Here is a 26,769-nt window from a genome sequence, read left to right on the forward strand (position 1 = left end):
CTGCAAAGGGGTTTTCCCCTGCTCACCCGCCCTGCCCGCCGATGGGTAAAAAACCCCACCAAAATTGTGCGAAAAACAAGCAAGCACAAAAATCAAACAATATCCGTAACTTATAAAAATCCTGACAAATCATAGATATACCCCCTAAGGGGTAGGTGAAGGCGTATTTGATTTGCATCAATAAGTGCCCCTGCTGAATCGTTAAGGTAGGCAGTAATAGAAAAGAAATCGAGGCAAAAATGAGCAAAGTCAGACTCGCTATCATCGGTAACGGCATGGTCGGCCACCGCTTTATTGAGGATCTTCTCGATAAAGCCGATGCTAACCAGTTCGATATTACCGTGTTCTGTGAAGAACCCCGCAAGGCGTACGACCGTGTGCACTTGTCTTCCTACTTCTCTCACCATACCGCCGAAGAACTCTCTCTGGTGCGTGAAGGTTTCTACGAGAAGCATGGCGTAAAAGTGCTGGTGGGCGAACGCGCTATCACCATCAACCGTCAGGAGAAAGTGATCCACTCCAGCGCCGGACGCACGGTTTTTTACGATAAGCTGATCATGGCGACAGGCTCGTATCCGTGGATCCCGCCGATTAAAGGTTCGGAAACCCAGGATTGCTTCGTTTACCGTACCATTGAAGACCTCAACGCCATTGAATCCTGCGCACGTCGAAGCAAACGTGGCGCGGTTGTCGGCGGTGGTCTGCTGGGTCTGGAAGCGGCAGGCGCACTGAAAAACCTCGGCGTTGAAACCCACGTCATCGAATTTGCCCCGATGCTGATGGCGGAGCAGCTGGACCATATGGGTGGCGACCAGTTACGCCGTAAAATCGAAAGCATGGGCGTGAAGGTTCACACCAGCAAGAACACCAAAGAGATCGTGCAGGAAGGCACTGAAGCGCGTAAAACCATGCGCTTTGCCGACGGCAGCGAGCTGGAAGTGGATTTCATCGTCTTCTCCACCGGCATTCGCCCGCGCGACAAGCTGGCTACTCAGTGCGGTCTGGCCGTTGCGCAGCGCGGCGGGATCATGATCAACGATACCTGCCAGACCTCCGATCCGGACATCTACGCCATCGGCGAATGCGCCAGCTGGAATAACCGCGTATACGGTCTGGTTGCACCTGGGTACAAAATGGCGCAGGTCGCCGTTGACCATATCCTCGGCAGCGAAAACGCCTTCACCGGCGCAGACATGAGCGCGAAGCTGAAGCTGCTGGGCGTGGACGTGGGCGGTATTGGCGATGCGCATGGTCGCACCCCGAACTCCCGCAGCTATGTTTATCTGGACGAAAGCAAAGAAGTCTACAAACGTCTTATCGTCAGCCAGGACAACAAAACCCTGCTCGGGGCGGTGCTGGTGGGCGACACCAGCGACTTCGGCAACCTGCTCCAGCTGGTGCTGAACGCCATTGAGCTGCCGGAAAACCCGGACGCGCTGATCCTCCCGGCGCACGCCTCCAGCGGTAAGCCGTCCATTGGCGTGGATAAACTGCCGGACAGCGCGCAAATCTGCTCCTGCTTCGACGTGACCAAAGGCATGCTGATCTCCGCCATTAACAAAGGCTGCCACACCGTTGCGGCGCTGAAGGCGGAAACCAAAGCCGGGACCGGCTGCGGCGGCTGTATCCCGCTGGTTACCCAGGTGCTGAACGCCGAGCTGGCAAAACAGGGCATTGAAGTGAACAACAACCTGTGCGAGCACTTCGCTTACTCTCGCCAGGAGCTGTATCACCTGATCCGCGTGGAGGGCATTAAGTCCTTCGACGAACTGCTGGAGAAACACGGCCAGGGCTACGGCTGTGAAGTATGTAAGCCTACCGTCGGTTCCCTGCTGGCGTCCTGCTGGAACGAATATGTGCTCAAACCAGAACACACTCCGCTTCAGGACACCAACGATAACTTCCTGGCCAATATTCAGAAAGACGGGACTTACTCGGTGATCCCGCGTTCTGCCGGGGGAGAAATTACCCCTGAGGGGCTGGTCGCCGTGGGCCGTATCGCCCGTGAGTTTAATCTGTACACCAAAATCACCGGTTCCCAGCGTATCGGCCTGTTTGGTGCGCAGAAAGATGATCTGCCGGAAATCTGGCGTCAGCTGATTGAGGCGGGCTTCGAAACCGGTCACGCATACGCTAAGGCGCTGCGCATGGCGAAAACCTGCGTGGGCAGCACCTGGTGCCGCTACGGAGTGGGCGACAGCGTGGGCTTCGGCGTCGAGCTGGAAAACCGCTACAAAGGTATCCGTACGCCGCACAAAATGAAGTTCGGCGTCTCAGGGTGTACCCGTGAATGTGCGGAAGCACAGGGTAAAGACGTGGGTATTATCGCCACCGAGAAAGGCTGGAACCTGTACGTGTGCGGTAACGGCGGGATGAAACCTCGCCACGCCGATCTGCTGGCTGCCGATCTCGATCGCGATACGCTGATCAAATACCTCGACCGCTTCATGATGTTCTACATTCGTACCGCCGATAAGCTGACCCGTACCGCGTCCTGGCTGGATAATCTCGAAGGCGGCATCGACTATCTGAAGTCAGTCATTATCGACGACAAGCTGGGCCTGAATGAACAGCTGGAATCCGAGATGACTCGCCTGCGCGAGGCGGTTATCTGCGAGTGGACCGAAACCGTGAACACGCCAGCGGCGCAGACGCGCTTCAAACACTTTATCAACAGCACCCAGCGCGACCCGAACGTGCAGGTGGTGCCGGAGCGCGAACAGCATCGTCCAGCGACCCCGTATGAACGTATTCCGGTGATGCTGGTGGAGGAAAACGCATGAGCCAGTGGGTAAACATCTGCAACATTAACGACATTCTGCCAGCAACCGGCGTCTGTGCCCTGCTGGGCAACGAGCAGGTAGCGATTTTCCGCCCTCACCACGATGAACAGGTTTTTGCCATCAGCAATATCGACCCGTTCTTCGAGGCCAGCGTGCTCTCCCGCGGTCTGATTGCGGAGCACCAGGGCGAACTGTGGGTTGCCAGCCCGCTGAAAAAGCAGCGCTTCCGCTTAACCGACGGGCGCTGCATGGAAGATGAAAGCTTCTCGGTCAAACACTACGACGTCCGCGTGAAGGACGGCGAGGTGCAGCTGAAAGCGTAACCCCTCGCCTTTTCAATAGGAAAGGCTTATGACCCCTTATGGGTAACGGCAGGAAAAACCGTATGTTCTGTACGATTCCTGCTGTTATCCTGACGTCAATTCTTCCCCCGCCATGAATGCTGTGAGGTAACGTCGTGGATCACCTGCCGATTTTTTGTCAATTACGCAACCGCGACTGCCTGCTCGTGGGCGGCGGCGATGTGGCTGAACGCAAGGCGCGCCTGCTGTTAGAGGCGGGCGCCCGACTGACCGTTAACGCCCTCACCTTCGCCCCACAGTTTGACGTCTGGGCGCAGGAAGGGATGCTCACGCAGGTGCAGGGCGAATTTGATGAATCCCTGCTGGATACTTGCTGGCTGACCATCGCCGCAACGGATAACGATGACGTTAACCAGCGCGTCAGCGACGCCTGCGAAGCGCGCCGCATCTTCTGTAACGTGGTGGATGCGCCGAAAGAGGCGAGCTTTATCATGCCATCCATTATCGACCGCTCGCCGCTGATGATTGCGGTGTCGTCCGGTGGCCGCTCGCCCGTTCTTGCCCGTCTGCTGCGGGAAAAACTGGAAGCCGTGCTGCCTCAACACCTTGGTCAGATTGCCCATTACGCCGGGCAGCTGCGTTCCCGCGTGAAGCAAACCTTCGCAACCGTGGGCGAACGCCGTCGCTTCTGGGAGAAGTTCTTTGTCAACGACAGGCTGGCGCAGTCGTTGGCCAATCAGGACACCAAAGCGGTTGAAGAGACGACCGAGCAACTCCTCTCTGAACCGCTGGATCATCGCGGTGAAGTGGTACTGGTGGGCGCGGGTCCCGGCGATGCGGGCTTGCTGACGCTGAAGGGTCTCCAGCAGATCCAGCAGGCGGACATCGTGGTATATGACCGTCTGGTCTCTGATGACATCATGAATCTGGTGCGCCGCGATGCTGACCGCGTATTCGTCGGCAAACGGGCAGGTTATCACTGCGTACCGCAGGAGGAGATCAACCAGATCCTGCTGCGGGAAGCGCAAAAAGGTAAGCGCGTGGTGCGTTTGAAAGGGGGCGATCCGTTTATCTTTGGTCGCGGCGGCGAGGAGCTGGAAACTCTCTGCAACGCGGGCATTCCGTTCTCCGTGGTGCCGGGCATTACGGCGGCATCCGGCTGTTCTGCCTATTCCGGCATTCCGTTAACCCATCGCGACTATGCCCAGAGCGTGCGCCTGGTGACAGGCCACCTGAAAACCGGCAGCGAACTGGACTGGCATAATCTGGCCGCTGAAAAGCAGACGTTGGTCTTCTATATGGGGCTAAATCAGGCAGCCACGATTCAGGCGAAACTGCTGGAGCACGGCATGGAAGCAGATATGCCGGTCGCGCTGGTAGAAAACGGTACCGCCATTACGCAGCGCGTGGTCGATGGCGTACTGACGCAGCTGGGCGAGCTGGCGCAGCAGGTTGAAAGCCCGGCGCTGATCGTGGTGGGCCGCGTGGTAGCACTGCGTGAAAAACTGAACTGGTTCTCCAACCACTAACGCACAATCTCTCTCCCGGGAGTAGTCTTGAAGCGGACTACTCCCTTCTTACCTCAGTCGATAACATACCGCCCGCGTAATGGAACTTTTCCATTTATTCCCTCGTGTTACATCCAATTTTTTGATTTTATTGACAAGGAATGCGTATGTTCAAACTGGCAAAAGCTGCCGTACTGGTCGGCCTGTTAACAACTCTGACGGCCTGCACCGGTCACGTTCAAAATACTAAAAATAATTGCAGCTACGATTACCTGCTGCATCCGGCAATCTCCATTTCGAAGATCATCGGCGGTTGCGGCCCGGCGGCACAGCAGTAAGCGTTTTTCAGGCGTAAAAAAACCGGGAATTTCCCGGTTTTTTTGTTTCGTCAGTTTTGTCGGGTGGCGGCTCCGCCTTACCCGACCTACACGGTCCTGTAGGCCGGGTAAGCGTAAGCGCCACCCGGCAAAGCGGCTTAAGGTTTCGCCACAAACCCAATCGCCTCGTACACCGCTTTCAGGGTTTCGGAGGCGCGCGCGCTGGCTTTTTCCGCGCCCTCTTTCATCACTTTTTGCAGGAAAGCTTCGTCGTTACGGTAACGGTGATAGCGCTCCTGCAACTCGGTCAGCATGCCGGAAACGGCGTCTGCCACTTCACCTTTCAGGTGGCCGTACATCTTGCCTTCAAAGTGTTTTTCCAGCTCAGGGATGCTCTGTCCGGTCACACCGGAGAGAATGTCCAGCAGGTTGGATACGCCCGCTTTGTTCTGCACGTCGTAGCGCACCACTGGCGGCTCGTCGGAGTCGGTCACCGCACGCTTGAGCTTTTTCACCACCGATTTCGGATCTTCCAGCAGGCCGATAACGTTGTTGCGGTTATCGTCAGACTTGGACATCTTTTTGGTCGGCTCCAGCAGCGACATCACGCGCGCGCCGGATTTCGGAATAAACGGCTCAGGCACTTTGAACACGTCGCCGTAAAGCGCATTGAAGCGCTGGGCGATATCGCGGCTCAGCTCCAGGTGCTGCTTCTGATCTTCGCCCACTGGTACCTGGTTGGTCTGGTACAGCAGAATATCTGCCGCCATCAGCACCGGATAATCAAACAGACCGGCGTTGATGTTTTCAGAGTAGCGCGCAGATTTATCCTTGAACTGGGTCATGCGGCTCAGCTCGCCGAAATAGGTGTAGCAGTTCAGCGCCCAGCCCAGCTGCGCGTGCTCTGGCACGTGAGACTGAACGAAAATGGTGCTCTTCTCTGGATCGATACCGCACGCCAGGTACAGCGCCAGCGTATCGAGCGTCGCCTTGCGCAGCTTCTCGGGATCCTGACGCGCGGTGATAGCATGCAAATCCACGATGCAGTAAATGCAGTGGTAGTCATCCTGCATGCTCACCCACTGACGTAACGCACCCATGTAGTTACCAATGGTCAGTTCACCTGAAGGCTGTGCGCCACTAAAAACGATGGGCTTAGTCATTATTCAATTCCTGATGTTCACTGTGCGAGAGCCCGAGTGCGGGCAACAAATCTTTGAAGTGGTCGAACACAACGTCCGGCTCACTCAACGTAATGGCTTCACCGTAGTTGTAGCCGTAGGTCAACCCAACAGACGGGCAACCTGCCGCTCTGGCAGCCAGAATATCATTGCGGGAATCCCCGACAAAGAGCAGCTCCGCAGGCGCTAATGATAATTTTCCTGCCACCAGCAATAGCGGTTCCGGATGCGGCTTTTTATTCTGCACGTCATCGCCGCCCACAATTACGGAGAAGTATTTCGCGATATCCAGCGCTTCCAGCAGAGGCGCAACGAACGGTGTTGGCTTGTTGGTCACCAGCCCCAGCGGGATGCCTTTCGCATGTAGCGCGCTCAGCGTTTCAGCGACATCCGGGAACAGGAAGCTGCCCTCTTCGACGGTCTCTTCGTAGAAACGGTCGAACAGTTTGCGCAGAATACGCTGCTGCTCATCCTGGGGAATATCCGCGTGGTCAACACTCGGTTTCCCTTGCGCAGAACGCTGAGAGGCACGTTCCTGACGAGCCCAGGTCAGCGCGCGCTCCATCAGCACGTCTGCACCGTTACCAATCCACGTCACGACGCGCTCTTCGCCCGCAACGGGGAGTTCAAGGGCATACAGCGCCTGATCGACGGCGCGGGTTAATCCTGGCGCGCTGTCGACCAGCGTGCCGTCGAGGTCAAATGCTACACCCCGAATAGCCTGCAATTTATCCATGACTTACCTTCGCCAGTTCACGGCGCATTTCATCAATGACTTTTTTGTAATCCGGTTGATCGAAGATGGCGGAGCCTGCGACGAACATATCCGCCCCTGCCGCCGCAATCTCACCGATGTTATTGACCTTCACGCCGCCGTCCACTTCCAGACGAATATCATAGCCAGACTCATCAATGCGGCGGCGCACTTCACGCAACTTGTCGAGCGTCTGAGGAATAAACGACTGGCCGCCAAAGCCCGGGTTGACGGACATCAGCAGGATCACGTCCAGCTTGTCCATCACGTAGTCGAGATAGCTCAGCGGGGTCGCCGGGTTAAAGACCAGCCCCGCCTTACAGCCGTTCTCTTTGATCAGCTGTAGCGTGCGGTCAACGTGTTCGGAGGCTTCCGGGTGGAAAGTGATGATGCTGGCACCCGCCGCGGCGAAATCAGGCACGATGCGATCAACCGGTTTCACCATCAGATGCACGTCAATGGGCGCGGTGATCCCGTAGTTACGCAGCGCTTTAAGCACCATCGGACCGATGGTCAGGTTGGGAACGTAGTGGTTATCCATAACGTCGAAATGGACGACATCCGCGCCAGCCGCGAGAGCTTTGGCAGTGTCTTCACCCAGGCGGGCAAAATCGGCCGACAGAATTGAGGGGGCAATCAAAAACTGTTTCATCCGCATCTCCTTGAAATGTGTTTACCGGCGGGCAAAGGCTCAGGGTCGATAAAGCGCCAGAAGTTCGTCCACCTTTTTACGTGTGCCGCCGTTGCTGCTAATGCTACGCCGCACTTTTACCTGAAAATGCTTCGCGGCTTTGTACCATTCGCGCGTATCAGGCGTGTCGTGATTCGAAATTAACACCGGAATTCTTTTGCTGACCAGCTTTTCCGCCATCTCAGCCAGACGCGCCTGCTCGGCCGGGCTGAAGCTGTTGGTGTGGTAGGCGGTGAAATTTGCCGTGGCAGACAGCGGCGCGTAAGGCGGGTCGCAGTAGACCACCGAGTTTACGCCCGCCAGCTCCATGCACTCTTCATAGGAGAGACAGTAGAACTCGGCATTCTGCGCTTTTTCAGCAAAGTGATACAGCTCGTCCTGCGGGAAATAGGGACGCTTATAGCGGCCAAACGGCACGTTAAACTCGCCACGCAGATTATACCGGCACAGACCGTTGTAGCCATGGCGGTTGAGATAAAGAAACAACAGCGCGCGACGGAACGGGTCCTGGCTCTGATTAAACTCAGCGCGGAACTGATAGTAAATGTCCGGGTTGTTGTTCTCTGGCGTAAACAGCTTCCGCGCCTCTTCCACATACTCATCGGTACGCAGTTTGACGATGTTATAGAGGCTGATAAGGTCGCTGTTGATATCCGCCAGGATATAACGAGAAAAATCGGTATTCAGGAATACCGATCCAGCACCCACGAAGGGCTCGATAAGACACTCGCCTTTCGGCAGGTGCTTTTTAATATCGTCGAGCAGGGGGTATTTCCCCCCTGCCCATTTCAGAAAAGCGCGATTTTTTTTCATGCTGACTAACTGATTACACCTTCTCCGGCTGTGGAGAAAGCTCCGACAGCATCCTGCGCTTTAAACATTACTTCAGATCGGCCTGCACCTGATGAATCGGCTTCGCCCACGGGTTTTTCGCCTGCACATCGGCTGGCAGCGTGGAAACGGCACGTTTTGCTTCATCTTTTGAGGCATAAACTCCGCTTACCAGAACGTACCAAGGCTGTCCGTTACGGGTCGTCTGATAAACCACATAGTTTTTCAGATTCGATTTCTTCGCCCAGGCGTTGAGGTTGTCGTAGTTAGACGAACTGCTCAGCTGCAACGTGTAGTTGCTGGATGATGCGGATTTCAGAGAACCCACGTTACCCGTCGTTTTACCTGCCGCGGTGCTGGATGCGCTAGCGGTTGGCGTAGCAGCCGGTGCCGCAGTTGCAGCAGGCGCGGTTGTGGTCGCCGTTGCTTTAGGTGCAGCGGTTGCCGCAGGCGTTGGCGCTTTAACCGGTTGGCTCACCGCAGGTTTTGTCTGCGCTGGCGCTTTCGTTTCTGGCGCTTTTGCCACGGTCTGCGGTTTCGTCTCACGCTTCGGCTCAATCACAGCCTGCTTACGCTCCTGACGCGGCGCAGTCGGCGTCTGGCGCGGTTTGGTTTCCGTTGCCGCCGTTTGCTGCTGGGCATTGCTGCCATGAACTGGCGCAACGGTGGCAGGTTCAGTAGGCAGCGTGGAGTTCACCACGGCAGCGTTAACCTGCTCCTGATTCTGCGGCTGCGTCAGCGCGTTATTCAGATCGCCCTGAACTTCAACACGCTGCTGGCCCTCCGGCGTAACAGGCGCCTGGCCCTGAGTTGGGGTCGCAGAGACGGGCGGGAGAGAGATATCCTGACCGGCGCTGGTGTTACCTGCGGTCTGCTCTGCGGAAGTGGTGCCCGGCGCTGGCTGAGCGCCATTCGCCTGGTTGCTCGCATCGTTACCAGACAGGTCGATGCTCTTCTCGGCAGACGCTGTCTGCTCGGTAGAATGGGTAGAAGGTGCTTTTAGCGCGAAACCAATGCCGACAATCAGCAATACCAGAACCAGAACGCCAAGGCCCATCATGATGTACTGACGGGAGGCCGGTTTTGCCGCTACCGCTTTTTTACGTTTGCGCGGACGACGTTCAACAGGCTGTTCATCCATTAACTCTTCTTCGGATTCATACTCCTCGTCTTCACGCTCATTTCGCGCGTTACGGCTACGCGAAGGGCGACGATCGTCTGCATCCAGATCGACATCGTCAAAGTTGATCTGCGGCTCGTTATCACGTTCTGAAGATTGACGAGAACGACCAGTACGACGATCGCTGGGATCGGGTTTCAGCTCGTCTTCTGGTTTGAATTCATCCATTTAACACCCCACTCAAAGGCTTCTGCCAACGACTCTGCATTTACCTGAAGCTAAAACGACCACCTGTTACAGCAGCCTGACCTTTCTAGTTGTTACGCCTGCTGACAATCAGCAATAGCGCCAAGTACGACTTCGTGCGGCACTCCGCCGCGCACTTCACTTTTCCCTATTGCAAGCGGGAGTACCAGACGCATCTCACCTGCCAATACTTTTTTATCGCGCATCATGTGGGGAAGGTACGCTTGCGCAGACATTTCCTGCGGACCATTCACCGGCAAGCCAGCACGTTTAAGCAACGTGATGATACGTGCTGTCTCTTCCGGCCTGAACTGCCCCAGACGTTCAGAGGCACGGGCCGCCATGACCATTCCGGCAGCGACAGCTTCACCGTGAAGCCAGTTACCGTAGCCCATTTCGGCTTCGATCGCATGACCAAACGTATGCCCCAGATTCAGTAAAGCACGTAAGCCGGTTTCACGCTCATCTGCGGCAACGACTTCTGCTTTCAGCTCACAGCAACGGCGAATACAGTAGGCCATTGCCTGCCCATCGAGGCGCAGCAGCGCATCCATATTCTCTTCCAGCCAGGTGAAGAACTCACCGTCAAGAATAATGCCGTATTTGATCACTTCTGCAAGGCCGGACGCCAGTTCGCGCGCTGGCAAGGTTTGCAGACAGTCGAGATCCACCACCACCGATGCAGGCTGGTAGAACGCGCCAATCATGTTTTTGCCGAGCGGATGGTTAACCGCCGTTTTACCGCCCACAGAAGAATCGACCTGTGAGAGCAACGTGGTTGGAATTTGAATAAAGCGCACACCGCGCTGGTAGCTGGCGGCTGCAAAACCGGTCAGATCGCCCACAACGCCGCCGCCCAGGGCAAGCAGTGTTGTATCACGACCGTGCGGTTTTTGCAGAAGTGCGGTAAAGACGGTATCCAGTACCGTCAGGCTTTTGTACTGCTCGCCATCGGGCAGAATCACACTGTCGACCTTCACGCCCGCCTGCTCAAGCAGGTGGCGTACACGGTCGAGATAAAGCGGAGCCAGCGTCTCGTTGGTGACCAGCATCGCCTGATCACCCGCTTTCAGTGGTAAGAAGGAAGCTGGATCGTTAAACAAACCAGCCGCGATGGTGATAGGGTAACTACGTTCCCCGAGAGTAACTGTAATCCTCTCCATGACGCGACATCCACCTTAAATGCTTTTACCCGCAGGCGAGTGTATATAAAGCCAGAATCAGTTGCTTTCCAGCATATGAATAATCTGGTTTGCAACCACTTTAGCGCTTTGATCGTCAGTACGAATGGTCACATCAGCAATCTCTTCGTACAGAGGATTGCGTTCATCGGCCAAAGCTTCCAGAACTTCACGTGGCGGTGTTTCAACCTGCAACAACGGGCGCTTTTTATCACGCTGCGTGCGTGCCAGCTGTTTTTCGATGGTCGTCTCAAGATAGACCACTACGCCACGGGCGGAGAGACGGTTGCGGGTTTCGCGAGATTTTACAGAGCCGCCGCCTGTTGCCAGCACAATGCCCTGTTTTTCCGTGAGTTCGTTGATCACTTTTTCTTCTCGGTCACGGAAACCTTCTTCGCCTTCTACGTCGAAGACCCAGCCCACATCCGCTCCGGTTCGTTTCTCAATCTCTTGATCAGAATCGTAAAATTCCATATTGAGTTGTTGAGCTAACTGACGCCCAATAGTGCTTTTGCCGGCACCCATAGGCCCAACCAGAAAGATATTGCGTTTCTCTGCCATTTTTTCGGTACTACTAAGACTATTCGTTAATGGTAATCCCCGCTGCGCAGACACCCGGCGTAGCAGGACATGAACTGAAACCTCATTTGCAATAGAGCGAGAGTCAGACGAAAAATTATCTCAATACTCCGGCTTGTTTGGCAACTGATTAAATCACCGTTCCCGGCGCATAAGGAAATAAGACGTAAGTCCAACTCAAATCGGTACTCCTTGTATGCTAATTCATGCCCCACGTCAAACATCTGCAACAAACTGAATGCAAAATCATTGCGGGGATCGTTACCCATTAATGAATACTGACCAGACGTGGCGTGATAAACACCACTAACTCGCGCCGTTCGTTATCTTTTCCGTCATGGCGGAACAACTGACCCAGCCACGGAATGTTGCCCAGCACGGGCACGCTGTCGCGTCCGGTTTTATTCTTTTGCGAAAAGATCCCGCCCAGCGCGAGCGTTTCCCCACTTTTTACCTCTACCTGCGTTTCGATCTCCTGCTTATCAATCGCCAGCGTTTCGCCGTCCGCCTGTTGCAGCACCTGGCCAGGCATATTTTCACTGATATGCAGCTTCAGTCGAACGCGGCCGCCCGGGAGCACCACCGGCGTGACCTCCATGCCTAATACCGCCTCTTTAAACTCAACGGAGGTCGCCCCGCTTTCGCCGCTGGAAACCTGATACGGGATTTCGCTGCCCTGCTTGATGCTGGCCGGCTGCATGTGTGACGCCAGTAGCCGCGGGCTGGCGATGATATCCACCTGCTGCTTTTGCTCAAGCGCCGACAACTCAAGATCCAGCATCCTGCCGTTGATGCGCCCGATATTAAACCCAACGTGTGTGGTTGCACTGGCCACCGACAGGTCAGCGCCCAACGTCGTGACCTGACCCACCTTACCGGCCTCCGTTGCGTCAGCGAGGTTCCATTTCACCCCCAGTTCACGCAGGCTTTTTTCACTAATGGTCACAATCTGCGCCGCCAGTTCTACCTGCTCGACGGGCAGATCCATCTGCGCTGCCCAGCGCTGGAGCATATCCACCACCGACTTGTTATCCCTGACCAGGAGACGGTTGGTGCGCTTGTCGACGGAGAGACTGCCTTTCGGGCTTAAGAGCTTTTCCGCCGCTTTTTGCAATTCGGCCGCATCCGCATAAGCAAACGGAATGCTGTGAGAGAGCAGCGGAGCGTCGAGCAGACGCTGGGCCCGCTCCTGCTCTTTACGCGTCTGTTGCTCCCGCTGCCAGGCCGCCGTATGCACATAAAAAATGCCGCCCTCTTCCCGCAATACCAGCCCGGCACTGTTCACTACCGTCTGAAGCGCCTGCCTCCAGGGCACCCGCGTTAGATTCAGCGAAAGCGAACCGCTGACATCCGGCGACACCACCAGATTGCGATCCTCCTGCGCTACCATCGCCTGTAATACCTGCACCACCGGGACATCATCCACCAGCAGGGTGACCGGTTTTGGCGTCGCGGCCCACAGGGGCTGGCTGAGTGCCGCCAGTAACAGCCCTATCCATATCTTCACTTTTTTTCGTTCCTTCTCGCTGCCATGTCCATCGCTTCGGCTCGCACATCTCGCCGACATCAACGGTCAGTTGTTGTGTATCTATCGCACTCACCCGCCAGCCTGGCGGTAACCGCATCTGCGTTTTTACCCGGTGCCAGCGGTTCTGCCCGTCCTGCATAAGGCCGATATCCCTGCTGCCGCTGACTACTCCCTGATACCGCCACTGGCTGAGTTGCCCTGCTGCGCAACGCTCTTCCGGCGCGGAGAAGGGATCCCGCATCCCGGTCAGGAAAAGCGGAGAAAGCAGGATCAGCAAACGGGTTTTACTGCGCATGACCTATCTCCAGTTGCAGGCTAAGGCGTAGCTGTTTTCCCTGTGGGGTGATGGAAAACGCGCTCACCCGCACGTTCTCAAGCGCCAGCCGGGAAAAGAGCGCCGGAACTGCGCCCCACAAGGCATCCAGCGCCAGCTCTCCCCCACTCTGCTGCGGTTTCCAGTACACCAGCCTTGCGTCCTCACGCTGAAATGCCAGCGGAGAAAAGGGCTGCACCGGCTTCACTTGCGTAACCACAGGTCGCCGCCCGGCCTTTGGCCACAGCGAGGCGTTGATTCGCTTCGCACTGCTGGCCTGCGCCTGAATATCGGCGTAGCACAGAGCAGCGGGTCTGAGCAGCGCTCCCCAAATCGCAAACGCAACGATCCCCGACGCGATCAACCAGCAAAGGACGCGCCGGGAAGGACGTGCATCTGTCCAGCGTTGATACCAGATGCCCACTGGCTACCTCCGGCTATGCAGTTGAAAAGAGAACATCCATCGCCCCTGGCTATCCTGTTGCAGTTCGCCTGCCGGTCCGGGGTTAAACCCCGTCACCCTTTTCAGCGCATCGGTCATGGCGGAGAGCGTCGGGAGTGAGGTGGTATAGCCCGTCAGGATCAGCGAGGGTGGCTGATAACGCAGCGCCGTCAGCCACGCCTGCCGGGGCATTGCACTGGCAAGGGATTCAAGCGCGGGTTGCCATGCCACCGTCTCAGGCGGCTGCGAAGGGGGTTCCAGCCCCGCAGACTGCGGCTGACGGGCTTTCAATACCTTCTGCACCGCACGCGTTCCCGCCAGATCGCTCTGCAACGCCTGTGACGCGAGAGTCTGCGTCGCCCGAAGGCTGACGCCTCCCGCCAGCATCACCAACAATGAGGCGGTAAACAGCAGCCCCCAAAAACGCAGGCGCTGATTACGTTGCTGCCGACGCCAGGGTAAAAGATTGGGCATGCTCATTACGGCGCCTCGCTCATGGCCAGCGCCAGGGCGACGGTGTAATTAGCACCACATTCTGGCAACGGCGGCTGACACAGCGTCACCGCTTCCCACGGATCGCGGGCAGCATCAAACACGGCGATATCAGAAGGAGAAAGCGCAAGCAACGCCGCCAGCTCATTCACCGTCGCCGCTTCTGTGGTGTAGCGCCGCCCCCACTGGTGACGCATCGCCCACAGCCACTGGTCTTTATCCCTCCAGGCTACGCACCGGACGGGGGCAACAGCAGAGAGAAGATTAGCCAGCGCGCCGGCATCCGGGACGATTGCGGCCAGGCGCAAACGCAGCGCTTTCGCCAGCGACAACAGGGTATCGACCTCTCTGTTTTGCGCGGCGGTAACCTGAAAAGTGTTGCTGAACGTATCCTGCGCGTAGTCAAAGCAGAGCGTATCGGGAGGCATCTCCAGCTCACGCGCTAATGCGGCGCCTACCCAGGTGAGCTGTTCGCTGTCACGCAAGTTAACGGATGGACGGGGCAACGCGCGTTGCAGAACGCGCGTTGCCGGAAATGAGAGAAATACCCGATGCGAGTGCGGCAATGTTTTCCGCCAGCCACGTAATGCGTTAACCAGTTGTTCTGGCTTAAGTATTTTGCCTTCACCCATAACCCCGTCCGACAGCGGCACCGCCCACCAGCGCCGTAAACGCCAGCCGGCCCGCTCTCTGGTCAGCGCCACGGCAATCACCTTATCCTGTTGAATATGAACGCCTGTTTGCCACGTTTTAAAAGCCATGCTTCACGATCTCCTTATCGCCCGTCGGAGTGACGGCTATATCAATGAATCAGGCTTGCCTTTATACTACCGCGCGATTGTTTAGAAACTGCCCAGGCTAAACCAAATGGGAAATCTCCGGTGAAGTTCGTAAAGTATTTATTGATCCTTGCAGTCTGTTGCATTCTGCTGGGAGCAGGCTCGATTATTGGTTTGTACAAATATGTCGAGCCGCAACTCCCTGATGTCGCCACACTTCGTGATGTGCGGCTTCAGATCCCTATGCAGGTCTATAGCGCCGATGGTGAACTGATGGCGCAATACGGCGAGAAACGTCGTATCCCACTGACCTTAAATCAAATTCCACCCGTGATGGTGAAGGCTTTTATCGCCACCGAGGACAGCCGTTTTTACGAGCACCACGGTGTCGATCCGGTCGGTATTTTCCGTGCGGCAAGCGTGGCGCTGTTCTCCGGTCATGCCTCTCAGGGGGCAAGTACCATTACCCAGCAGCTGGCGCGTAACTTCTTCCTCAGCCCGGAAAAGACGCTGATACGTAAGATCAAAGAAGTGTTCCTCGCGATCCGCATTGAGCAACTGCTGAGCAAAGACGAGATCCTTGAGCTTTACCTCAACAAGATCTATCTGGGCTACCGCGCCTATGGTGTAGGGGCTGCGGCTCAGGTCTATTTCGGTAAGTCGATCGATCAGCTCACGCTGAGCGAAATGGCGACCATTGCCGGCCTGCCAAAAGCGCCATCAACGTTTAACCCGCTCTACTCGCTGGACCGCGCCACCGCGCGCCGTAACGTTGTGCTATCGCGTATGTTGAGCGAAGGCTACATCAGCCAGGATGAGTACGATCGGGCACGCAGCGATGTGATTGATGCCAATTACCATGCACCGGAAATTGCTTTCTCATCGCCGTATCTGACGGAAATGGTTCGCCAGGAGATGGTGCGCCGCTACGGCGACAAAGCATATGAAGACGGCTATCGCGTTTATACCACCGTGACCCGCAAGGTGCAGCAGGCTGCCCAGCAGGCGGTGCGTAATAACGTGATGGATTACGATATGCGTCACGGCTATCGCGGCCCGTCCAACGTGCTGTGGAGAGTGGGCGAAGGCGCATGGGACAGCAAAAAAATCACTGATTCCCTGAAAGCGCTGCCGACCTATGGCCCGCTGCGTCCGGCGGTGGTCACCCAGGCCGATCCGCAGGAAGCGGTGGCGATGATGGCCGATGGTACATCCGTTTCGCTGCGTATGGAGGGTATCCGCTGGGCGCGTCCGTACCGTTCTGACACCCTTCAGGGGCCTACTCCACGTAAAGTGACGGATGTGGTACAAACCGGACAACAAATCTGGGTGCGTCAGGTAGGCGATGCCTGGTGGCTGGCACAGGTGCCGGACGTCAACTCTGCCCTGGTCTCCATCAATCCGCAGAACGGTGCCGTGATGGCGCTGGTTGGCGGGTTCGATTTCAACCAGAGCAAATTTAACCGCGCAACCCAGGCGCTGCGTCAGGTCGGTTCGAACATCAAACCGTTCCTGTATACCGCGGCGATGGACAAGGGGCTAACGCTCGCCAGCATTCTCAACGACGTGCCAATCTCCCGATGGGATGCCGGTGCGGGCTCTGACTGGCAGCCGAAGAACTCTCCGGCGCAATACGCTGGCCCTATCCGTCTGCGTCAGGGCCTTGGCCAGTCGAAGAACGTGGTCATGGTTCGCGCGATGCGTGCGATGGGCGTTGATTATGCGGCAGAGTATCTGCAACGCTTCGGCTTCCCGGCGCAAAACATCGTTCATACCGAATCTTTGGCGCTCGGCTCCGCGTCCTTCACGCCGCTCCAGGTCGCACGTGGCTACTCGGTAATGGCAAACGGCGGCTTCCTGGTCGATCCGTATTTCATCAGCAAAATCGAGAACGATCAGGGCGGCGTACTGTTTGAAGCGAAGCCGAAAATTGCCTGCCCTGAATGCGATATTCCGGTGATTTACGGCGACACGCCAAAATCCAATGTCCTTGAAAACAAGGATATGGAAGATGTTGCCATCTCTCAGGAACGTCAGAATCTGGCGGTGCCGCAGCCTCAGCTGGAACAGGCCAATCAGGCGCTGGTCGCCCAGAGTGGCGCGCAGGAGTATGCTCCACACGTGATCAGCACGCCGCTGTCGTTCCTGATTAAGAGCGCGCTGAACACCAACATCTTTGGCGAACCGGGCTGGCAAGGCACCGGCTGGCGAGCGGGCCGCGATTTGCAGCGCCGCGACATCGGCGGCAAAACAGGCACAACCAACAGCTCAAAAGATGCCTGGTTCTCAGGTTATGGCCCGGGCGTTGTCACCTCGGTCTGGATTGGTTTTGACGATCACCGCCGCACTCTGGGGCGCACAACCGCTTCTGGCGCGATTAAAGATCAGATTTCCGGTTACGAGGGCGGGGCTAAGAGTGCGCAACCGGCCTGGGATGCTTACATGAAGGCCGCTCTCGAGGGCGTGCCGGAGCAGCCGCTAACGCCTCCGCCGGGCATTGTCACGATCAATATTGACCGCAGCACCGGACAGCTCGCGAATGGCGGCAACAGCCGTGCCGAGTATTTCATCGAGGGTACGCAGCCAACCACGCAGGCGGTGCATGAGGTGGGTACCGAAATCATTGATAACGGCGAAACGCACGAGCTCTTCTGACGCCAACAAAAAAGCCGGGCGGTGGCGACGCCTGACCCGGCCTACAGCGTAATGCAAAACGGCAACCTTCGGTTGCCGTTTTTAATGGTGGCGCTACAAACGCCCCTGCCCCTTCAGCCACTCCCGCACCAGGAACAGTGCGCTCACGTTGCGTGCCTCGTTAAAGTCAGGATCTTCCAGCAAATCCATCAGATGAGCCAGCGGCCAGCGAACCTGCGGCAGCGGTTCCGGCTCGTCTCCTTCCAGCGATTCAGGATAGAGATCTTCCGCGACAACAATGTTCATTTTGCTGGAGAAATAGGACGGCGCCATGCTCAGCTTTTTCAGGAACGTCAGCTCTTTCGCGCCAAAGCCGACCTCTTCTTTCAGCTCCCGGTTTGCCGCTTCAAACACCGTTTCGCCCGGATCGATCAGTCCTTTGGAGAAGCCCAGCTCGTAGGATTCTGTGCCCACGGCGTATTCACGAATGAGGATCAGGTGCTCGTCGACGATAGGCACTATCATCACCGCTTCACGCGAGGAGGGGCGCATACGCTCATAAACACGACGCACACCGTTGCTGAACTCCAGATCCACACTTTCAACATTAAACAGACGCGATTTTGCGACGGTTTCAACATTCAGAATGGTGGGCTTTTGTAAGGGTTTGGTCATCTTGACGGGTCTTTGCTGGGTGAACTGGCTTTATTGTGCGATACGCCGCACGGTTTCGGCAATGTCAATTGCTCTTTATTTACATTTATGCAACGTAACTGTAGGCAATTCTCATTTCAAAACAAATGTCAAGAGGTTGAAAAGTTTCCAGGAATTTGCTGATATCGCGCCGGAACAGGCTTTGTTATCATTACCGGTCACTGGGATGCGCGTCAACATGCTCAAGTTAGACTCCATACTTGCCGATAGCCGACCACAGAATCTCATTCATTGTACAAAAGGTGCGACTGACAACACCTGTAAGAAGATAAGTAAGATGGGGAAAGCATGAGCACCATTTTGATTTTTCTCGCTGCTGTGCTGGCCTGCGCGTCGATTGCGGTGTGGGTATTCAGGCGCCGCGTACATCGCCGTTATCGGCTGCCCTTTTTGAACGCGTTTGCCGGGGCAAACACGCGCAAGCTTTCGCCAGAGGAACGCAGCACCGTTGAGCAGTATCTCGACACGCTGAACCGATCCCGGCTTTCGCCTGGCCCTACCGGCGCCAGCACCGCCCCCGTATCGCTCAACCTGAACGCCCAAAGCGACACCGTTCTGTGCGTAACGCGCTCTATTACCCGCTACGGCATCACAACCGACGATCCCAACAAATGGCGTTACTATCTCGACTCTGTTGAAGTGCACCTGCCTCCCTTCTGGGAGCAGTATATCAACGACGAAAACAGCGTCGAGCTCATCCATACCGATACGCTGCCGCTGGTTATCTCCCTTAATGGTCATACTCTGAGCGAATATGTTCAGGAAGCGCCACGCTTTGCGCTGGAACGCGCAAGCGGAACGCAGGCCTCTATTCGTGGTGAAGAGACAGAGCAGATTGAACTGCTCAACATCCGCCAGGAAACGCATGAAGAGTACGTCCTGAGCCGCCCGGATGGCATTCGCGAAGCGGTGCTGATTGTCGTCTCGTTCCTGCTCTTTTTCATCTGCCTGCTGACGCCGGACGTGTTTGTTCCGTGGCTCGCGGGTGGCGCAGTACTGCTTCTGGCCGCCGGGCTGTGGGGCATATTTGCCCCGCCGGCAAAAACGTCATTACGCGAAATTCACTGCCTGCGCGGAACCCCAAAACGCTGGGGACTGTTCGGCGAGAACGATCAGGAACATATCAACAATATCTCGCTCGGGATCATCGATCTTATCTATCCGCGCCACTGGCAGCCGTGGATTGCGCAGGACCTGGGCCACAAAACGGATATTGATATCTATCTCGACCGCCACGTTGTACGCCAGGGACGTTACTTATCCCTGCACGACGAAGTAAAAAACTTCCCGCTTCAGCACTGGCTTCGCAGCGCGGTGATTGCCGGTGGCGCCGCGTTAATCTTCCTCATGCTGCTGCTTTTCGTGCCGCTGGATATGCCGATTAAATTTACCCTGTCATGGATCAAAGGGGCGCAAACCGTGGAAGCCACCAGCGTACAGCAGCTCGAAGAAGCGGGTGTACGCGTGGGGGATACGTTGCGGCTGAAAGGCACCGGGATGTGTAATATCCACTCACCGGGCGCCTGGAACACGCGCCAGAACTCGCCGTTCGCGCCGTTCGACTGCTCTCAGATCATCTGGAATGACGCCTCTCCGCTGCCGCTTCCGGAATCGGATGTGGTCAATAAGGCCACCGCGCTCACCCAGACGATTAATCGCCAGCTCCATCCAAAACCGGATGATGATTCTCGCGTCAGCCCTGCCCTGCGTTCGGCCATTCAGAAGTCCGGCATGGTGCTGCTGGATGACTTTGGCGAAATCGTCCTGAAAACAGAAGATCTCTGCTCAGCTCAGGATGACTGTATCCGGCTGAAGAACGCGCTGGTCAACCTCGGCAACAGCAAAGACTGGGACGCGCTGGTGAAACGCGCCGAAGCGGGACGCCTCGATGGTGTGAATGTGCTTTTGCGTCCGGTCAGCGCCGAGTCGCTGGATAACCTGGTGGCGACCTCTACCGCCCCCTTCGTGATGCGTGAAACCACCCGTGCCGCCCAGGCGCTTAACAGTCCGGCGCCGGGTGGTTTTGTGATTGCCAGCGATGAAGGCAGCGACCTGGTGGATCAACCCTATCCGCAGGTTTCGCTGTATGACTATCCTGCCCAGGAGCAGTGGAGCGAATTCCAGCGTCTGGCGCAGATGCTGATGCAGACGCCATTCAGCGCGGAAGGGATCGTCACCACCCTCTTTACCGATGCCAACGGCACGCGTCATATTGGCCTGCACCGTATGCCGGATAGCGCTGGCCTGTGGCGCTATGTAGGGACATCCCTGCTGCTGATTGCGATGCTGGCGTGTATTATCTGGAACGGTTATCAGGCCGTACGCCGCTATCAGCGCTCCCGCACGCGACTGGCAGAAATCCAGGCCTACTACGAAAATTGCCTAAACCCGAAACTGATCTCCTCTTCTGAGAGCCTGATCGGATAACGTCTCTGCGCGACAAGTTGTGCTACCCTGTCGCGCACGTTTCTTCTGGCTGGAGTTCCCCCTTATGCATCTTAATATCGACTGGCAGGCGGTCGATACCGTCCTGCTTGATATGGACGGCACGCTGCTTGATCTCGCCTTTGATAACTATTTCTGGCAAAAGCTGGTTCCGGAAACGTACGGTGAACAGCAGGGGATCTCCCCGGCGGAAGCGCAGGAATTCATTCGTTCGCAATATAGCGCGGTGCAGCATACGCTAAACTGGTACTGTCTTGACTACTGGAGCGAGCGACTCGGTCTGGATATTTGCGCCATGACCACCGCCCAGGGCGCACGCGCCGTTCTGCGCGAAGATACGGTCCCGTTCCTGGACGCGCTGAAAGCCTGCGGTAAGCGCCGTATTTTGCTGACAAATGCGCATCCCCATAACCTGGCCGTGAAGCTGGAACATACCGGTCTTGCTTCGCACCTTGATTTATTGCTTTCCACCCACACATTTGGTTATCCGAAAGAGGATCAGCGGTTGTGGCATGCCGTGGTGGAAGAGACCGGTTTACAGCCGGAACGCACGCTGTTCATTGACGACAGCGAGCCGATTCTGGATTCTGCGGCCGCATTTGGCATTCGCTATTGTCTGGGCGTGACCAATCCTGATTCCGGCCTGGCTGAAAAAAGCTATCTGCGACATCCGGGGCTGAACGACTATCGCCGGATGATCCCCTCACTCACCGTGAAGGAGACGCCATGAAAGAAAAACCCTCTGATGGGGTAAGACTGGATAAATGGCTGTGGGCCGCCCGTTTTTACAAAACGCGCGCCCTTGCCCGAGAAATGGTTGACGGCGGAAAGGTGCATTACAACGGTCAGCGCAGCAAACCGAGCAAGCTGGTTGAACTGAATGCCACGTTAACGCTTCGCCAGGGCAACGATGAGAAAACGGTGGTGGTGAAAGCCATTACCGAACAGCGGCGGCCCGCAACCGAAGCCGTTTTGCTGTATGAAGAGACGGCCGAAAGCATAGAGAAGCGCGAGAAAACCGCGCTGGCGCGCAAAATGAACGCGCTGACTATGCCTCACCCGGACCGGCGACCGGATAAAAAAGAGCGCCGCGATCTGATGAAATTTAAACACGGTGAGAGCGAGTAACCCTCACCTGCATGAGAGATGAAAATGGCCCAACACGACCAATTACACCGCTATCTGTTTGAACAATTCGCCGTGCGCGGCGAGCTGGTCACCGTATCCGAAACCTGGAAACAGATTCTGGAAAACCACAACTACCCGCTGCCGGTAAAAACCCTGTTGGGCGAACTGCTGGTTGCCACCAGCCTGCTGACCGCCACGCTGAAGTTTGCTGGCGATATTACCGTCCAGTTGCAGGGCGATGGCCCAATGTCGCTGGCGGTGATCAACGGCAATAACCAGCAGCAGATGCGCGGCGTGGCGCGCGTTCAGGGCGATATCCCTGAAAATGCGGATCTGAAAACGCTGGTCGGTAACGGCTACCTGGTCATCACGATTTCGCCTGAAGAGGGGGAACGCTATCAGGGCGTTGTCGGTCTGGAAGGCGATACGCTTGCCGCCTGCCTGGAAGATTATTTCATGCGTTCCGAACAGCTGCCAACCCGTCTGTTCATCCGCACCGGTGAAGTGGATGGTCAGCCTGCTGCCGGCGGTATGCTGCTTCAGGTTCTGCCTGCGCAGGATGCGCAGACCAATGATTTCGAACATCTGGCAACGCTGACGGAAACCATCAAAGCGGAAGAGCTGTTCACCCTGTCGGCGACCGACGTGCTGTGGCGTCTCTACCACGAAGAAGAAGTGACGGTTTACGATCCGCAGGCGGTGGAATTTAAGTGCACCTGCTCCCGCGAGCGTTGTGCTGGCGCCCTGAAAACGCTGCCGGATGAAGAGATCGACAGCATCATGGCGGAAGACGGTGAAATCGATATGCACTGTGACTACTGCGGTACGCACTACGTGTTCAATTCGATGGATATCGCGGAGATCCGCAATAACGCCTCTCCGGCGGATCCGCAGGTTCACTAAGCTCTGAGCCTGTTGCCCGGCGGCGCTACGCTTGCACGGGCCTACAATGAATTGTGCAATTTTTTGATATGATTGCTAATTGTAGGCCGGGTAAGCGTAGCGCCACCCGGCAAGAAAGAGCACTAACGCCGCTGCGCATTATTGTAACTGTCGTAGCTCATATCGACACGCTCCCCAAAAATCTCAATATCCGCCCAGGGCTTCACGACAGATTTCACTTTCCTCTGCCTTAATGCGCGGTCAAGTTCTTCTCTGGTCAATGCCTCCGGCATTTTCCACGCGTCCCCGGCGATCCTCCAGCCCGTGTTGGTTTGTGTGTAAGCCACGATCGTGCGATCGGTAAATTGAAATAGCACGGCTTCAGGCTTGCCGTCGCCGTTAAGATCCAGCGGCATGAGTAAACAGTTACTCTGGGCGCTATCGCAGCTCTCAAAGCGATACTGATTGCTGAGCATGGCTTGCCACAATGCCTTATCAGGACGAGCCATTCCCGGTGCGAGCTGGACCTGTTTTTCCAGCATCGCGGCGGTCATCTTACCTGCTCCGCCAGCGTTCCTGGAGAGAAGACCATTTATTTCACGCTGGCGTTTTGGATTAGAGATAAACTGCGGATCGTTTTGCAGCGTGAGCATCGCCTCCCGCCCCTTTCGTCCAGCGTTACTGAGCATATACAGGCTGACTTGATCCGCAGTTATTCTGCCGTCCTGATAGCGGGCCATATGGCTTGCAACGCTTATTCGCCACGGATCCAGCACGGGGGTATGGATCAACGCCAGGAAGATGAGGGAAAGCAGCCCGGTCGTCGGGATGACGTACGCATGGATCTTCTGCGGCTCACGGCGCTGAATCAGAACGCTGGCGCAAAAACCGACCGCCCAGACCAGCGCCACGATGGTTATCAATACCCCGTACAGACGCTCGGGTGACCAGCCGTATTGCGAAATGCGTAGCCACAGCGCCCACCCCGCCAGAACCGGATACGCGGGTACGATAGCCACAGCAAGGCGAATCATCCCTCGCAGCGGGGCATAGTAAGGCAGCGTTTGACGCTGTGGATGCCACACTATCGTCACCAGGAATAACAGCAGCAGCGCTAAGGTGGTCAGCAAGCCCGCGGCGGATATTCTGGCTGAAATGGATTCAAAGCCGACAAAAGGCAACGCGCCAATAAAGAGCAGCGCCAGCGCCGCCATCAGGGGAAGCAGACCGGTGGCGATGAGGGTCAGCAGATTTTGCAGGGCAAGGATTAACCTTACCTGCATGCGCGTGAGCACGGCCGCACTGGCTGAAACCACGCCAATCGCCACTGAAATAAACCCGTCAGAATGAAAGAAAAGCCGATCAAAAAAGCCGATGCCGATAAGTTCGAAAAGCTCGGCCCAGAGGAAAAGCACCAGCCAGAAGAGACCATTCGAAACAAAAATAATGAGAAGTGTCAGCGCGTTATGCCAGTTTCGTTGATAAAAGTCACTGTAGAACGAGGTAGTCGGGACGGGATCCAGACGCCGCTGAAGCCATGGCAACACGAACAGCGTCATCAGCAGCAGATGAAAGCCGAAAACGAGCATCTCATCTCTGAGATTCCAGCTTTCGAGTCCTGCAACGCTCCACTTAAACCAGCCGCCCATACCCGCGACTGCCGCGCCGATCATCCCGAGTGACAGCCACAAAAATGGCTTTCTGAATGACGTCATGGCAAGAGACAACGTGGTTGTCATTACCACGGTGGCAGGTACTACACACATCAGCCACAGCGTATCCGATGGCAATTTTGCGTACTCGATATACCACGTAATTACATAGCAAATTACGCCCTGTAGAGCCCCCGCTAGCACGACGGCTACGCGCGTTGAAGGAGATAACGTCTCACGGTTTTCCATTTCTCATCCCTTGTTCATGAAAAAACTATTGTCTCATCAAGGCAAAACTCTGGCCCCCACCTCAAACTCTGAAAATAGCTGGCCCAAGAGACCTGAATCGTTTTCCCAATGTAACTCTTACGTAATTTTCTTTCATGTATGCGATTACATTCACATTCTTCTGGATAAATTCACCAGAGATTAACCTTTTAAGAACATTTTCCCCAACCAAAAAGCGATTCCTGCGATAATCTGCCCGCCCTGTGACTGGAGTCGCAGCGTTTTCCGTTAGTAAGGGTTTTGACCAGATACGTAAATCTATGAGCCCCGTCGCGGTTAACATCCCCAGAAAAACCCTACAATTTCAGGCAGTACATATTGGCTAAGGAGCAGTGATATGCGTGTTAATGGTTTAACCCCGCAAGATCTCAAGGCTTATGGTATTCACGACGTCCAGGAAGTGGTCTACAACCCCGATTACGATACGCTGTATCAGGAAGAGCTCAATCCGGCACTGGAAGGATACGAGCGAGGTGTGTTGACGAATCTTGGTGCTATCGCCGTCGATACCGGTATTTTTACCGGCCGTTCGCCGAAAGATAAATACATCGTCCGAGATGATACCACCCGCGATACGCTGTGGTGGGCCGATAAAGGCAAAGGGAAGAACGATAACAAACCGCTCTCTCCTGAAACCTGGCAGCATCTGAAAGGGCTCGTCACCCATCAGCTTTCCGGCAAGCGTCTGTTCATCGTCGATGCTTTCTGCGGCGCTAACGCCGACACCCGTCTCTCCGTTCGGTTTATCACTGAAGTGGCCTGGCAGGCGCATTTCGTGAAGAACATGTTCATTCGTCCGACCGATGAAGAACTGCAAAACTTCACCCCTGACTTTATCGTGATGAACGGCGCGAAATGCACCAACCCGCAGTGGAAAGAGCAGGGTCTGAACTCCGAAAACTTCATCGCCTTCAACCTGACCGAGCGTATCCAGCTGATCGGCGGTACCTGGTACGGCGGCGAAATGAAGAAAGGGATGTTCTCGGTCATGAACTACCTGCTGCCGCTGCGCGGTATCGCCTCCATGCACTGCTCGGCGAACGTCGGTGAAAAAGGTGACGTGGCGGTGTTCTTCGGCCTTTCCGGCACCGGTAAAACGACGCTGTCCACCGATCCAAAACGTCGTCTGATTGGCGACGACGAGCACGGCTGGGACGACGACGGTGTGTTTAACTTTGAAGGCGGCTGCTACGCGAAAACCATTCGCCTGTCTGAAGAGGCAGAGCCGGATATCTACCACGCGATTCGCCGCGATGCGCTGCTGGAAAACGTCACCGTGCGTGCCGATGGCTCTGTCGACTTCGACGATGCGTCCAAAACCGAAAACACCCGCGTGTCTTACCCGATTTACCACATCGACAACATCGTGAAGCCGGTGTCGAAGGCGGGCCACGCCACGAAGGTGATTTTTCTGACCGCGGATGCGTTCGGCGTGCTGCCACCGGTTTCCCGCCTGACCGCCAGCCAGACGCAGTACCATTTCCTCTCCGGCTTTACCGCTAAGCTGGCGGGTACCGAGCGCGGTGTGACCGAGCCAACCCCAACCTTCTCCGCCTGCTTCGGCGCAGCGTTCCTGTCGCTACACCCAACGCAGTATGCGGAAGTGCTGGTGAAACGCATGCAGGCGTCCGGCGCCCAGGCCTATCTGGTGAACACCGGCTGGAACGGTACCGGCAAGCGTATCTCCATCAAAGATACCCGCGCCATCATCGACGCGATTCTGGATGGTTCATTGGATAACGCCGAGACCTTTACGCTGCCGATGTTCAATCTGGCGATCCCAACAGAGCTGCCTGGCGTGGATACGCGTATCCTCGATCCGCGTAACACCTACGGTTCACCGGAACAGTGGCGTGAGAAGGCAGAATCGCTGGCGAAACTGTTTATCGAAAACTTCGAGAAGTATACCGACACCCCGGCGGGTGCTGCGCTGGTGAGTGCGGGACCAAGGTAAAAGCAAAAAGGCAACGAAAGTTGCC

General features: G+C 56.1%; 24 protein-coding genes. 10 read left to right on the forward strand and 14 right to left on the reverse strand.

Translation table 11 applies throughout. The features are described 5' to 3' along the window. Positions 1 to 239 precede the first annotated feature (239 nt). From nirB to HWQ15_RS06200, 4 genes are all read left to right on the forward strand, one after another. Complete coding sequence (gene nirB, locus HWQ15_RS06185) at positions 240 to 2,783, forward strand: nitrite reductase large subunit NirB (RefSeq protein WP_022649616.1); 2,544 nt, start codon at positions 240 to 242, stop codon at positions 2,781 to 2,783. Next, positions 2,780 to 3,106, forward strand: a complete 327-nt coding sequence (gene nirD / locus HWQ15_RS06190; protein ID WP_063149294.1) for a nitrite reductase small subunit NirD — start codon at positions 2,780 to 2,782, stop codon at positions 3,104 to 3,106. The genes nirB and nirD overlap by 4 nt, the downstream gene beginning before the upstream one ends. A gap of 134 nt (positions 3,107 to 3,240) precedes the next feature. Beyond that, complete coding sequence (gene cysG, locus HWQ15_RS06195) at positions 3,241 to 4,614, forward strand: siroheme synthase CysG (RefSeq protein WP_063149293.1); 1,374 nt, start codon at positions 3,241 to 3,243, stop codon at positions 4,612 to 4,614. Positions 4,615 to 4,760: 146 nt separating this feature from the next. Next, entirely contained in the window at positions 4,761 to 4,931 is a 171-nt protein-coding gene (locus HWQ15_RS06200; RefSeq protein ID WP_003861638.1) for a YhfL family protein, read from the forward strand. Between the two features lie 137 nt (positions 4,932 to 5,068). On the opposite strand, the gene trpS is transcribed toward HWQ15_RS06200, so the two are convergent. The 12 genes from trpS to pilM all read right to left on the reverse strand — a co-directional run bounded on the left by trpS (position 5,069) and on the right by pilM (position 15,029). Then, complete coding sequence (gene trpS / locus HWQ15_RS06205) at positions 5,069 to 6,073, reverse strand: tryptophan--tRNA ligase (RefSeq protein ID WP_023298773.1); 1,005 nt, start codon at positions 6,071 to 6,073, stop codon at positions 5,069 to 5,071. After that, positions 6,066 to 6,827, reverse strand: coding sequence for a phosphoglycolate phosphatase (gene gph, locus HWQ15_RS06210; RefSeq protein ID WP_017384158.1), 762 nt, complete (start codon positions 6,825 to 6,827; stop codon positions 6,066 to 6,068). Before gph ends, trpS begins: the two co-directional genes overlap by 8 nt. Next, entirely contained in the window at positions 6,820 to 7,497 is a 678-nt protein-coding gene (gene rpe, locus HWQ15_RS06215; protein ID WP_003861634.1) for a ribulose-phosphate 3-epimerase, read from the reverse strand. The genes gph and rpe overlap by 8 nt, the downstream gene beginning before the upstream one ends. A gap of 39 nt (positions 7,498 to 7,536) precedes the next feature. Beyond that, positions 7,537 to 8,349: an adenine-specific DNA-methyltransferase gene (gene dam, locus HWQ15_RS06220; protein ID WP_022649620.1), complete on the reverse strand. Its 813-nt coding sequence runs from the start codon at positions 8,347 to 8,349 to the stop codon at positions 7,537 to 7,539. 67 nt (positions 8,350 to 8,416) lie between these two features. Next, a complete protein-coding gene (gene damX, locus HWQ15_RS06225) occupies positions 8,417 to 9,715 on the reverse strand; it encodes a cell division protein DamX (protein WP_063149292.1) in 1,299 nt (432 codons plus the stop codon). A 92-nt stretch (positions 9,716 to 9,807) separates the two neighbouring features. Next, positions 9,808 to 10,896, reverse strand: a complete 1,089-nt coding sequence (gene aroB, locus HWQ15_RS06230; protein WP_038416842.1) for a 3-dehydroquinate synthase — start codon at positions 10,894 to 10,896, stop codon at positions 9,808 to 9,810. A 57-nt stretch (positions 10,897 to 10,953) separates the two neighbouring features. Continuing rightward, positions 10,954 to 11,475: a shikimate kinase AroK gene (aroK, locus tag HWQ15_RS06235; protein WP_003861630.1), complete on the reverse strand. Its 522-nt coding sequence runs from the start codon at positions 11,473 to 11,475 to the stop codon at positions 10,954 to 10,956. 286 nt (positions 11,476 to 11,761) lie between these two features. Beyond that, positions 11,762 to 13,000, reverse strand: coding sequence for a DNA uptake porin HofQ (gene hofQ, locus HWQ15_RS06240; protein ID WP_045308978.1), 1,239 nt, complete (start codon positions 12,998 to 13,000; stop codon positions 11,762 to 11,764). Beyond that, complete coding sequence (locus HWQ15_RS06245; protein ID WP_063149291.1) at positions 12,912 to 13,316, reverse strand: HofP DNA utilization family protein; 405 nt, start codon at positions 13,314 to 13,316, stop codon at positions 12,912 to 12,914. The genes hofQ and HWQ15_RS06245 overlap by 89 nt, the downstream gene beginning before the upstream one ends. Then, complete coding sequence (locus tag HWQ15_RS06250; RefSeq protein ID WP_023298776.1) at positions 13,306 to 13,758, reverse strand: hypothetical protein; 453 nt, start codon at positions 13,756 to 13,758, stop codon at positions 13,306 to 13,308. The genes HWQ15_RS06245 and HWQ15_RS06250 overlap by 11 nt, the downstream gene beginning before the upstream one ends. A gap of 3 nt (positions 13,759 to 13,761) precedes the next feature. After that, positions 13,762 to 14,256 (reverse strand): PilN domain-containing protein, encoded by a 495-nt coding sequence (locus tag HWQ15_RS06255; RefSeq protein ID WP_022649625.1) that lies wholly within the window; start codon positions 14,254 to 14,256, stop codon positions 13,762 to 13,764. Then, complete coding sequence (gene pilM, locus HWQ15_RS06260) at positions 14,256 to 15,029, reverse strand: pilus assembly protein PilM (protein WP_063149290.1); 774 nt, start codon at positions 15,027 to 15,029, stop codon at positions 14,256 to 14,258. The genes HWQ15_RS06255 and pilM overlap by 1 nt, the downstream gene beginning before the upstream one ends. A gap of 120 nt (positions 15,030 to 15,149) precedes the next feature. Between pilM and mrcA the strand changes: the two genes are divergently transcribed. Continuing rightward, entirely contained in the window at positions 15,150 to 17,702 is a 2,553-nt protein-coding gene (gene mrcA / locus HWQ15_RS06265; RefSeq protein ID WP_045308980.1) for a peptidoglycan glycosyltransferase/peptidoglycan DD-transpeptidase MrcA, read from the forward strand. Between the two features lie 93 nt (positions 17,703 to 17,795). Here the strand turns inward: mrcA and nudE are convergent, their stop codons facing one another. Then, positions 17,796 to 18,356 (reverse strand): ADP compounds hydrolase NudE, encoded by a 561-nt coding sequence (gene nudE, locus HWQ15_RS06270; protein WP_003861622.1) that lies wholly within the window; start codon positions 18,354 to 18,356, stop codon positions 17,796 to 17,798. 327 nt (positions 18,357 to 18,683) lie between these two features. On the opposite strand from nudE, the gene HWQ15_RS06275 reads away from it, so the two are divergent. The 4 genes from HWQ15_RS06275 (at position 18,684) to hslO (ending at position 22,871) form a co-directional block, all read left to right on the forward strand. Beyond that, the gene (locus HWQ15_RS06275) at positions 18,684 to 20,822 is read left to right on the forward strand and encodes an intracellular growth attenuator family protein (protein ID WP_045621728.1); all 2,139 of its coding nucleotides are present in this window, start codon (positions 18,684 to 18,686) and stop codon (positions 20,820 to 20,822) included. Positions 20,823 to 20,886: 64 nt separating this feature from the next. Beyond that, positions 20,887 to 21,570: a GMP/IMP nucleotidase gene (gene yrfG, locus HWQ15_RS06280; protein WP_003861619.1), complete on the forward strand. Its 684-nt coding sequence runs from the start codon at positions 20,887 to 20,889 to the stop codon at positions 21,568 to 21,570. Further along, positions 21,567 to 21,968 (forward strand): ribosome-associated heat shock protein Hsp15, encoded by a 402-nt coding sequence (gene hslR / locus HWQ15_RS06285; RefSeq protein ID WP_003861618.1) that lies wholly within the window; start codon positions 21,567 to 21,569, stop codon positions 21,966 to 21,968. Before yrfG ends, hslR begins: the two co-directional genes overlap by 4 nt. Positions 21,969 to 21,986: 18 nt before the next feature. Beyond that, positions 21,987 to 22,871 (forward strand): Hsp33 family molecular chaperone HslO, encoded by an 885-nt coding sequence (hslO, locus tag HWQ15_RS06290; protein WP_006812239.1) that lies wholly within the window; start codon positions 21,987 to 21,989, stop codon positions 22,869 to 22,871. Between the two features lie 122 nt (positions 22,872 to 22,993). Here the strand turns inward: hslO and HWQ15_RS06295 are convergent, their stop codons facing one another. Beyond that, positions 22,994 to 24,751 (reverse strand): DUF4153 domain-containing protein, encoded by a 1,758-nt coding sequence (locus HWQ15_RS06295; protein WP_063149289.1) that lies wholly within the window; start codon positions 24,749 to 24,751, stop codon positions 22,994 to 22,996. 376 nt (positions 24,752 to 25,127) lie between these two features. On the opposite strand from HWQ15_RS06295, the gene pckA reads away from it, so the two are divergent. Beyond that, positions 25,128 to 26,744, forward strand: coding sequence for a phosphoenolpyruvate carboxykinase (ATP) (gene pckA, locus HWQ15_RS06300; protein ID WP_046620356.1), 1,617 nt, complete (start codon positions 25,128 to 25,130; stop codon positions 26,742 to 26,744). Positions 26,745 to 26,769: the final 25 nt, after the last annotated feature.

Source organism: Enterobacter sp. DSM 30060 (genome assembly GCF_013375955.1).
In the GTDB taxonomy this organism is placed as follows: domain Bacteria; phylum Pseudomonadota; class Gammaproteobacteria; order Enterobacterales; family Enterobacteriaceae; genus Enterobacter; species Enterobacter intestinihominis.

Bases quoted from the DNA above. Each gene is read 5' to 3' on its own strand.
- HWQ15_RS06255 (WP_022649625.1), bottom strand. From the start codon at position 14,256: ATGAGCATGCCCAATCTTTTACCCTGGCGTCGGCAGCAACGTAATCAG.
- gph (WP_017384158.1), bottom strand. From the start codon at position 6,827: ATGGATAAATTGCAGGCTATTCGGGGTGTAGCATTTGACCTCGACGGC.
- aroB (WP_038416842.1), bottom strand. From the start codon at position 10,896: ATGGAGAGGATTACAGTTACTCTCGGGGAACGTAGTTACCCTATCACC.
- nirD (WP_063149294.1), top strand. From the start codon at position 2,780: ATGAGCCAGTGGGTAAACATCTGCAACATTAACGACATTCTGCCAGCA.
- hslR (WP_003861618.1), top strand. From the start codon at position 21,567: ATGAAAGAAAAACCCTCTGATGGGGTAAGACTGGATAAATGGCTGTGG.
- HWQ15_RS06295 (WP_063149289.1), bottom strand. From the start codon at position 24,751: ATGGAAAACCGTGAGACGTTATCTCCTTCAACGCGCGTAGCCGTCGTG.
- pilM (WP_063149290.1), bottom strand. From the start codon at position 15,029: ATGGCTTTTAAAACGTGGCAAACAGGCGTTCATATTCAACAGGATAAG.
- rpe (WP_003861634.1), bottom strand. From the start codon at position 7,497: ATGAAACAGTTTTTGATTGCCCCCTCAATTCTGTCGGCCGATTTTGCC.
- pckA (WP_046620356.1), top strand. From the start codon at position 25,128: ATGCGTGTTAATGGTTTAACCCCGCAAGATCTCAAGGCTTATGGTATT.
- hslO (WP_006812239.1), top strand. From the start codon at position 21,987: ATGAAAATGGCCCAACACGACCAATTACACCGCTATCTGTTTGAACAA.
- trpS (WP_023298773.1), bottom strand. From the start codon at position 6,073: ATGACTAAGCCCATCGTTTTTAGTGGCGCACAGCCTTCAGGTGAACTG.
- nirB (WP_022649616.1), top strand. From the start codon at position 240: ATGAGCAAAGTCAGACTCGCTATCATCGGTAACGGCATGGTCGGCCAC.
- HWQ15_RS06200 (WP_003861638.1), top strand. From the start codon at position 4,761: ATGTTCAAACTGGCAAAAGCTGCCGTACTGGTCGGCCTGTTAACAACT.
- HWQ15_RS06245 (WP_063149291.1), bottom strand. From the start codon at position 13,316: ATGCGCAGTAAAACCCGTTTGCTGATCCTGCTTTCTCCGCTTTTCCTG.
- damX (WP_063149292.1), bottom strand. From the start codon at position 9,715: ATGGATGAATTCAAACCAGAAGACGAGCTGAAACCCGATCCCAGCGAT.
- aroK (WP_003861630.1), bottom strand. From the start codon at position 11,475: ATGGCAGAGAAACGCAATATCTTTCTGGTTGGGCCTATGGGTGCCGGC.
- yrfG (WP_003861619.1), top strand. From the start codon at position 20,887: ATGCATCTTAATATCGACTGGCAGGCGGTCGATACCGTCCTGCTTGAT.
- dam (WP_022649620.1), bottom strand. From the start codon at position 8,349: ATGAAAAAAAATCGCGCTTTTCTGAAATGGGCAGGGGGGAAATACCCC.
- HWQ15_RS06275 (WP_045621728.1), top strand. From the start codon at position 18,684: ATGAGCACCATTTTGATTTTTCTCGCTGCTGTGCTGGCCTGCGCGTCG.
- nudE (WP_003861622.1), bottom strand. From the start codon at position 18,356: ATGACCAAACCCTTACAAAAGCCCACCATTCTGAATGTTGAAACCGTC.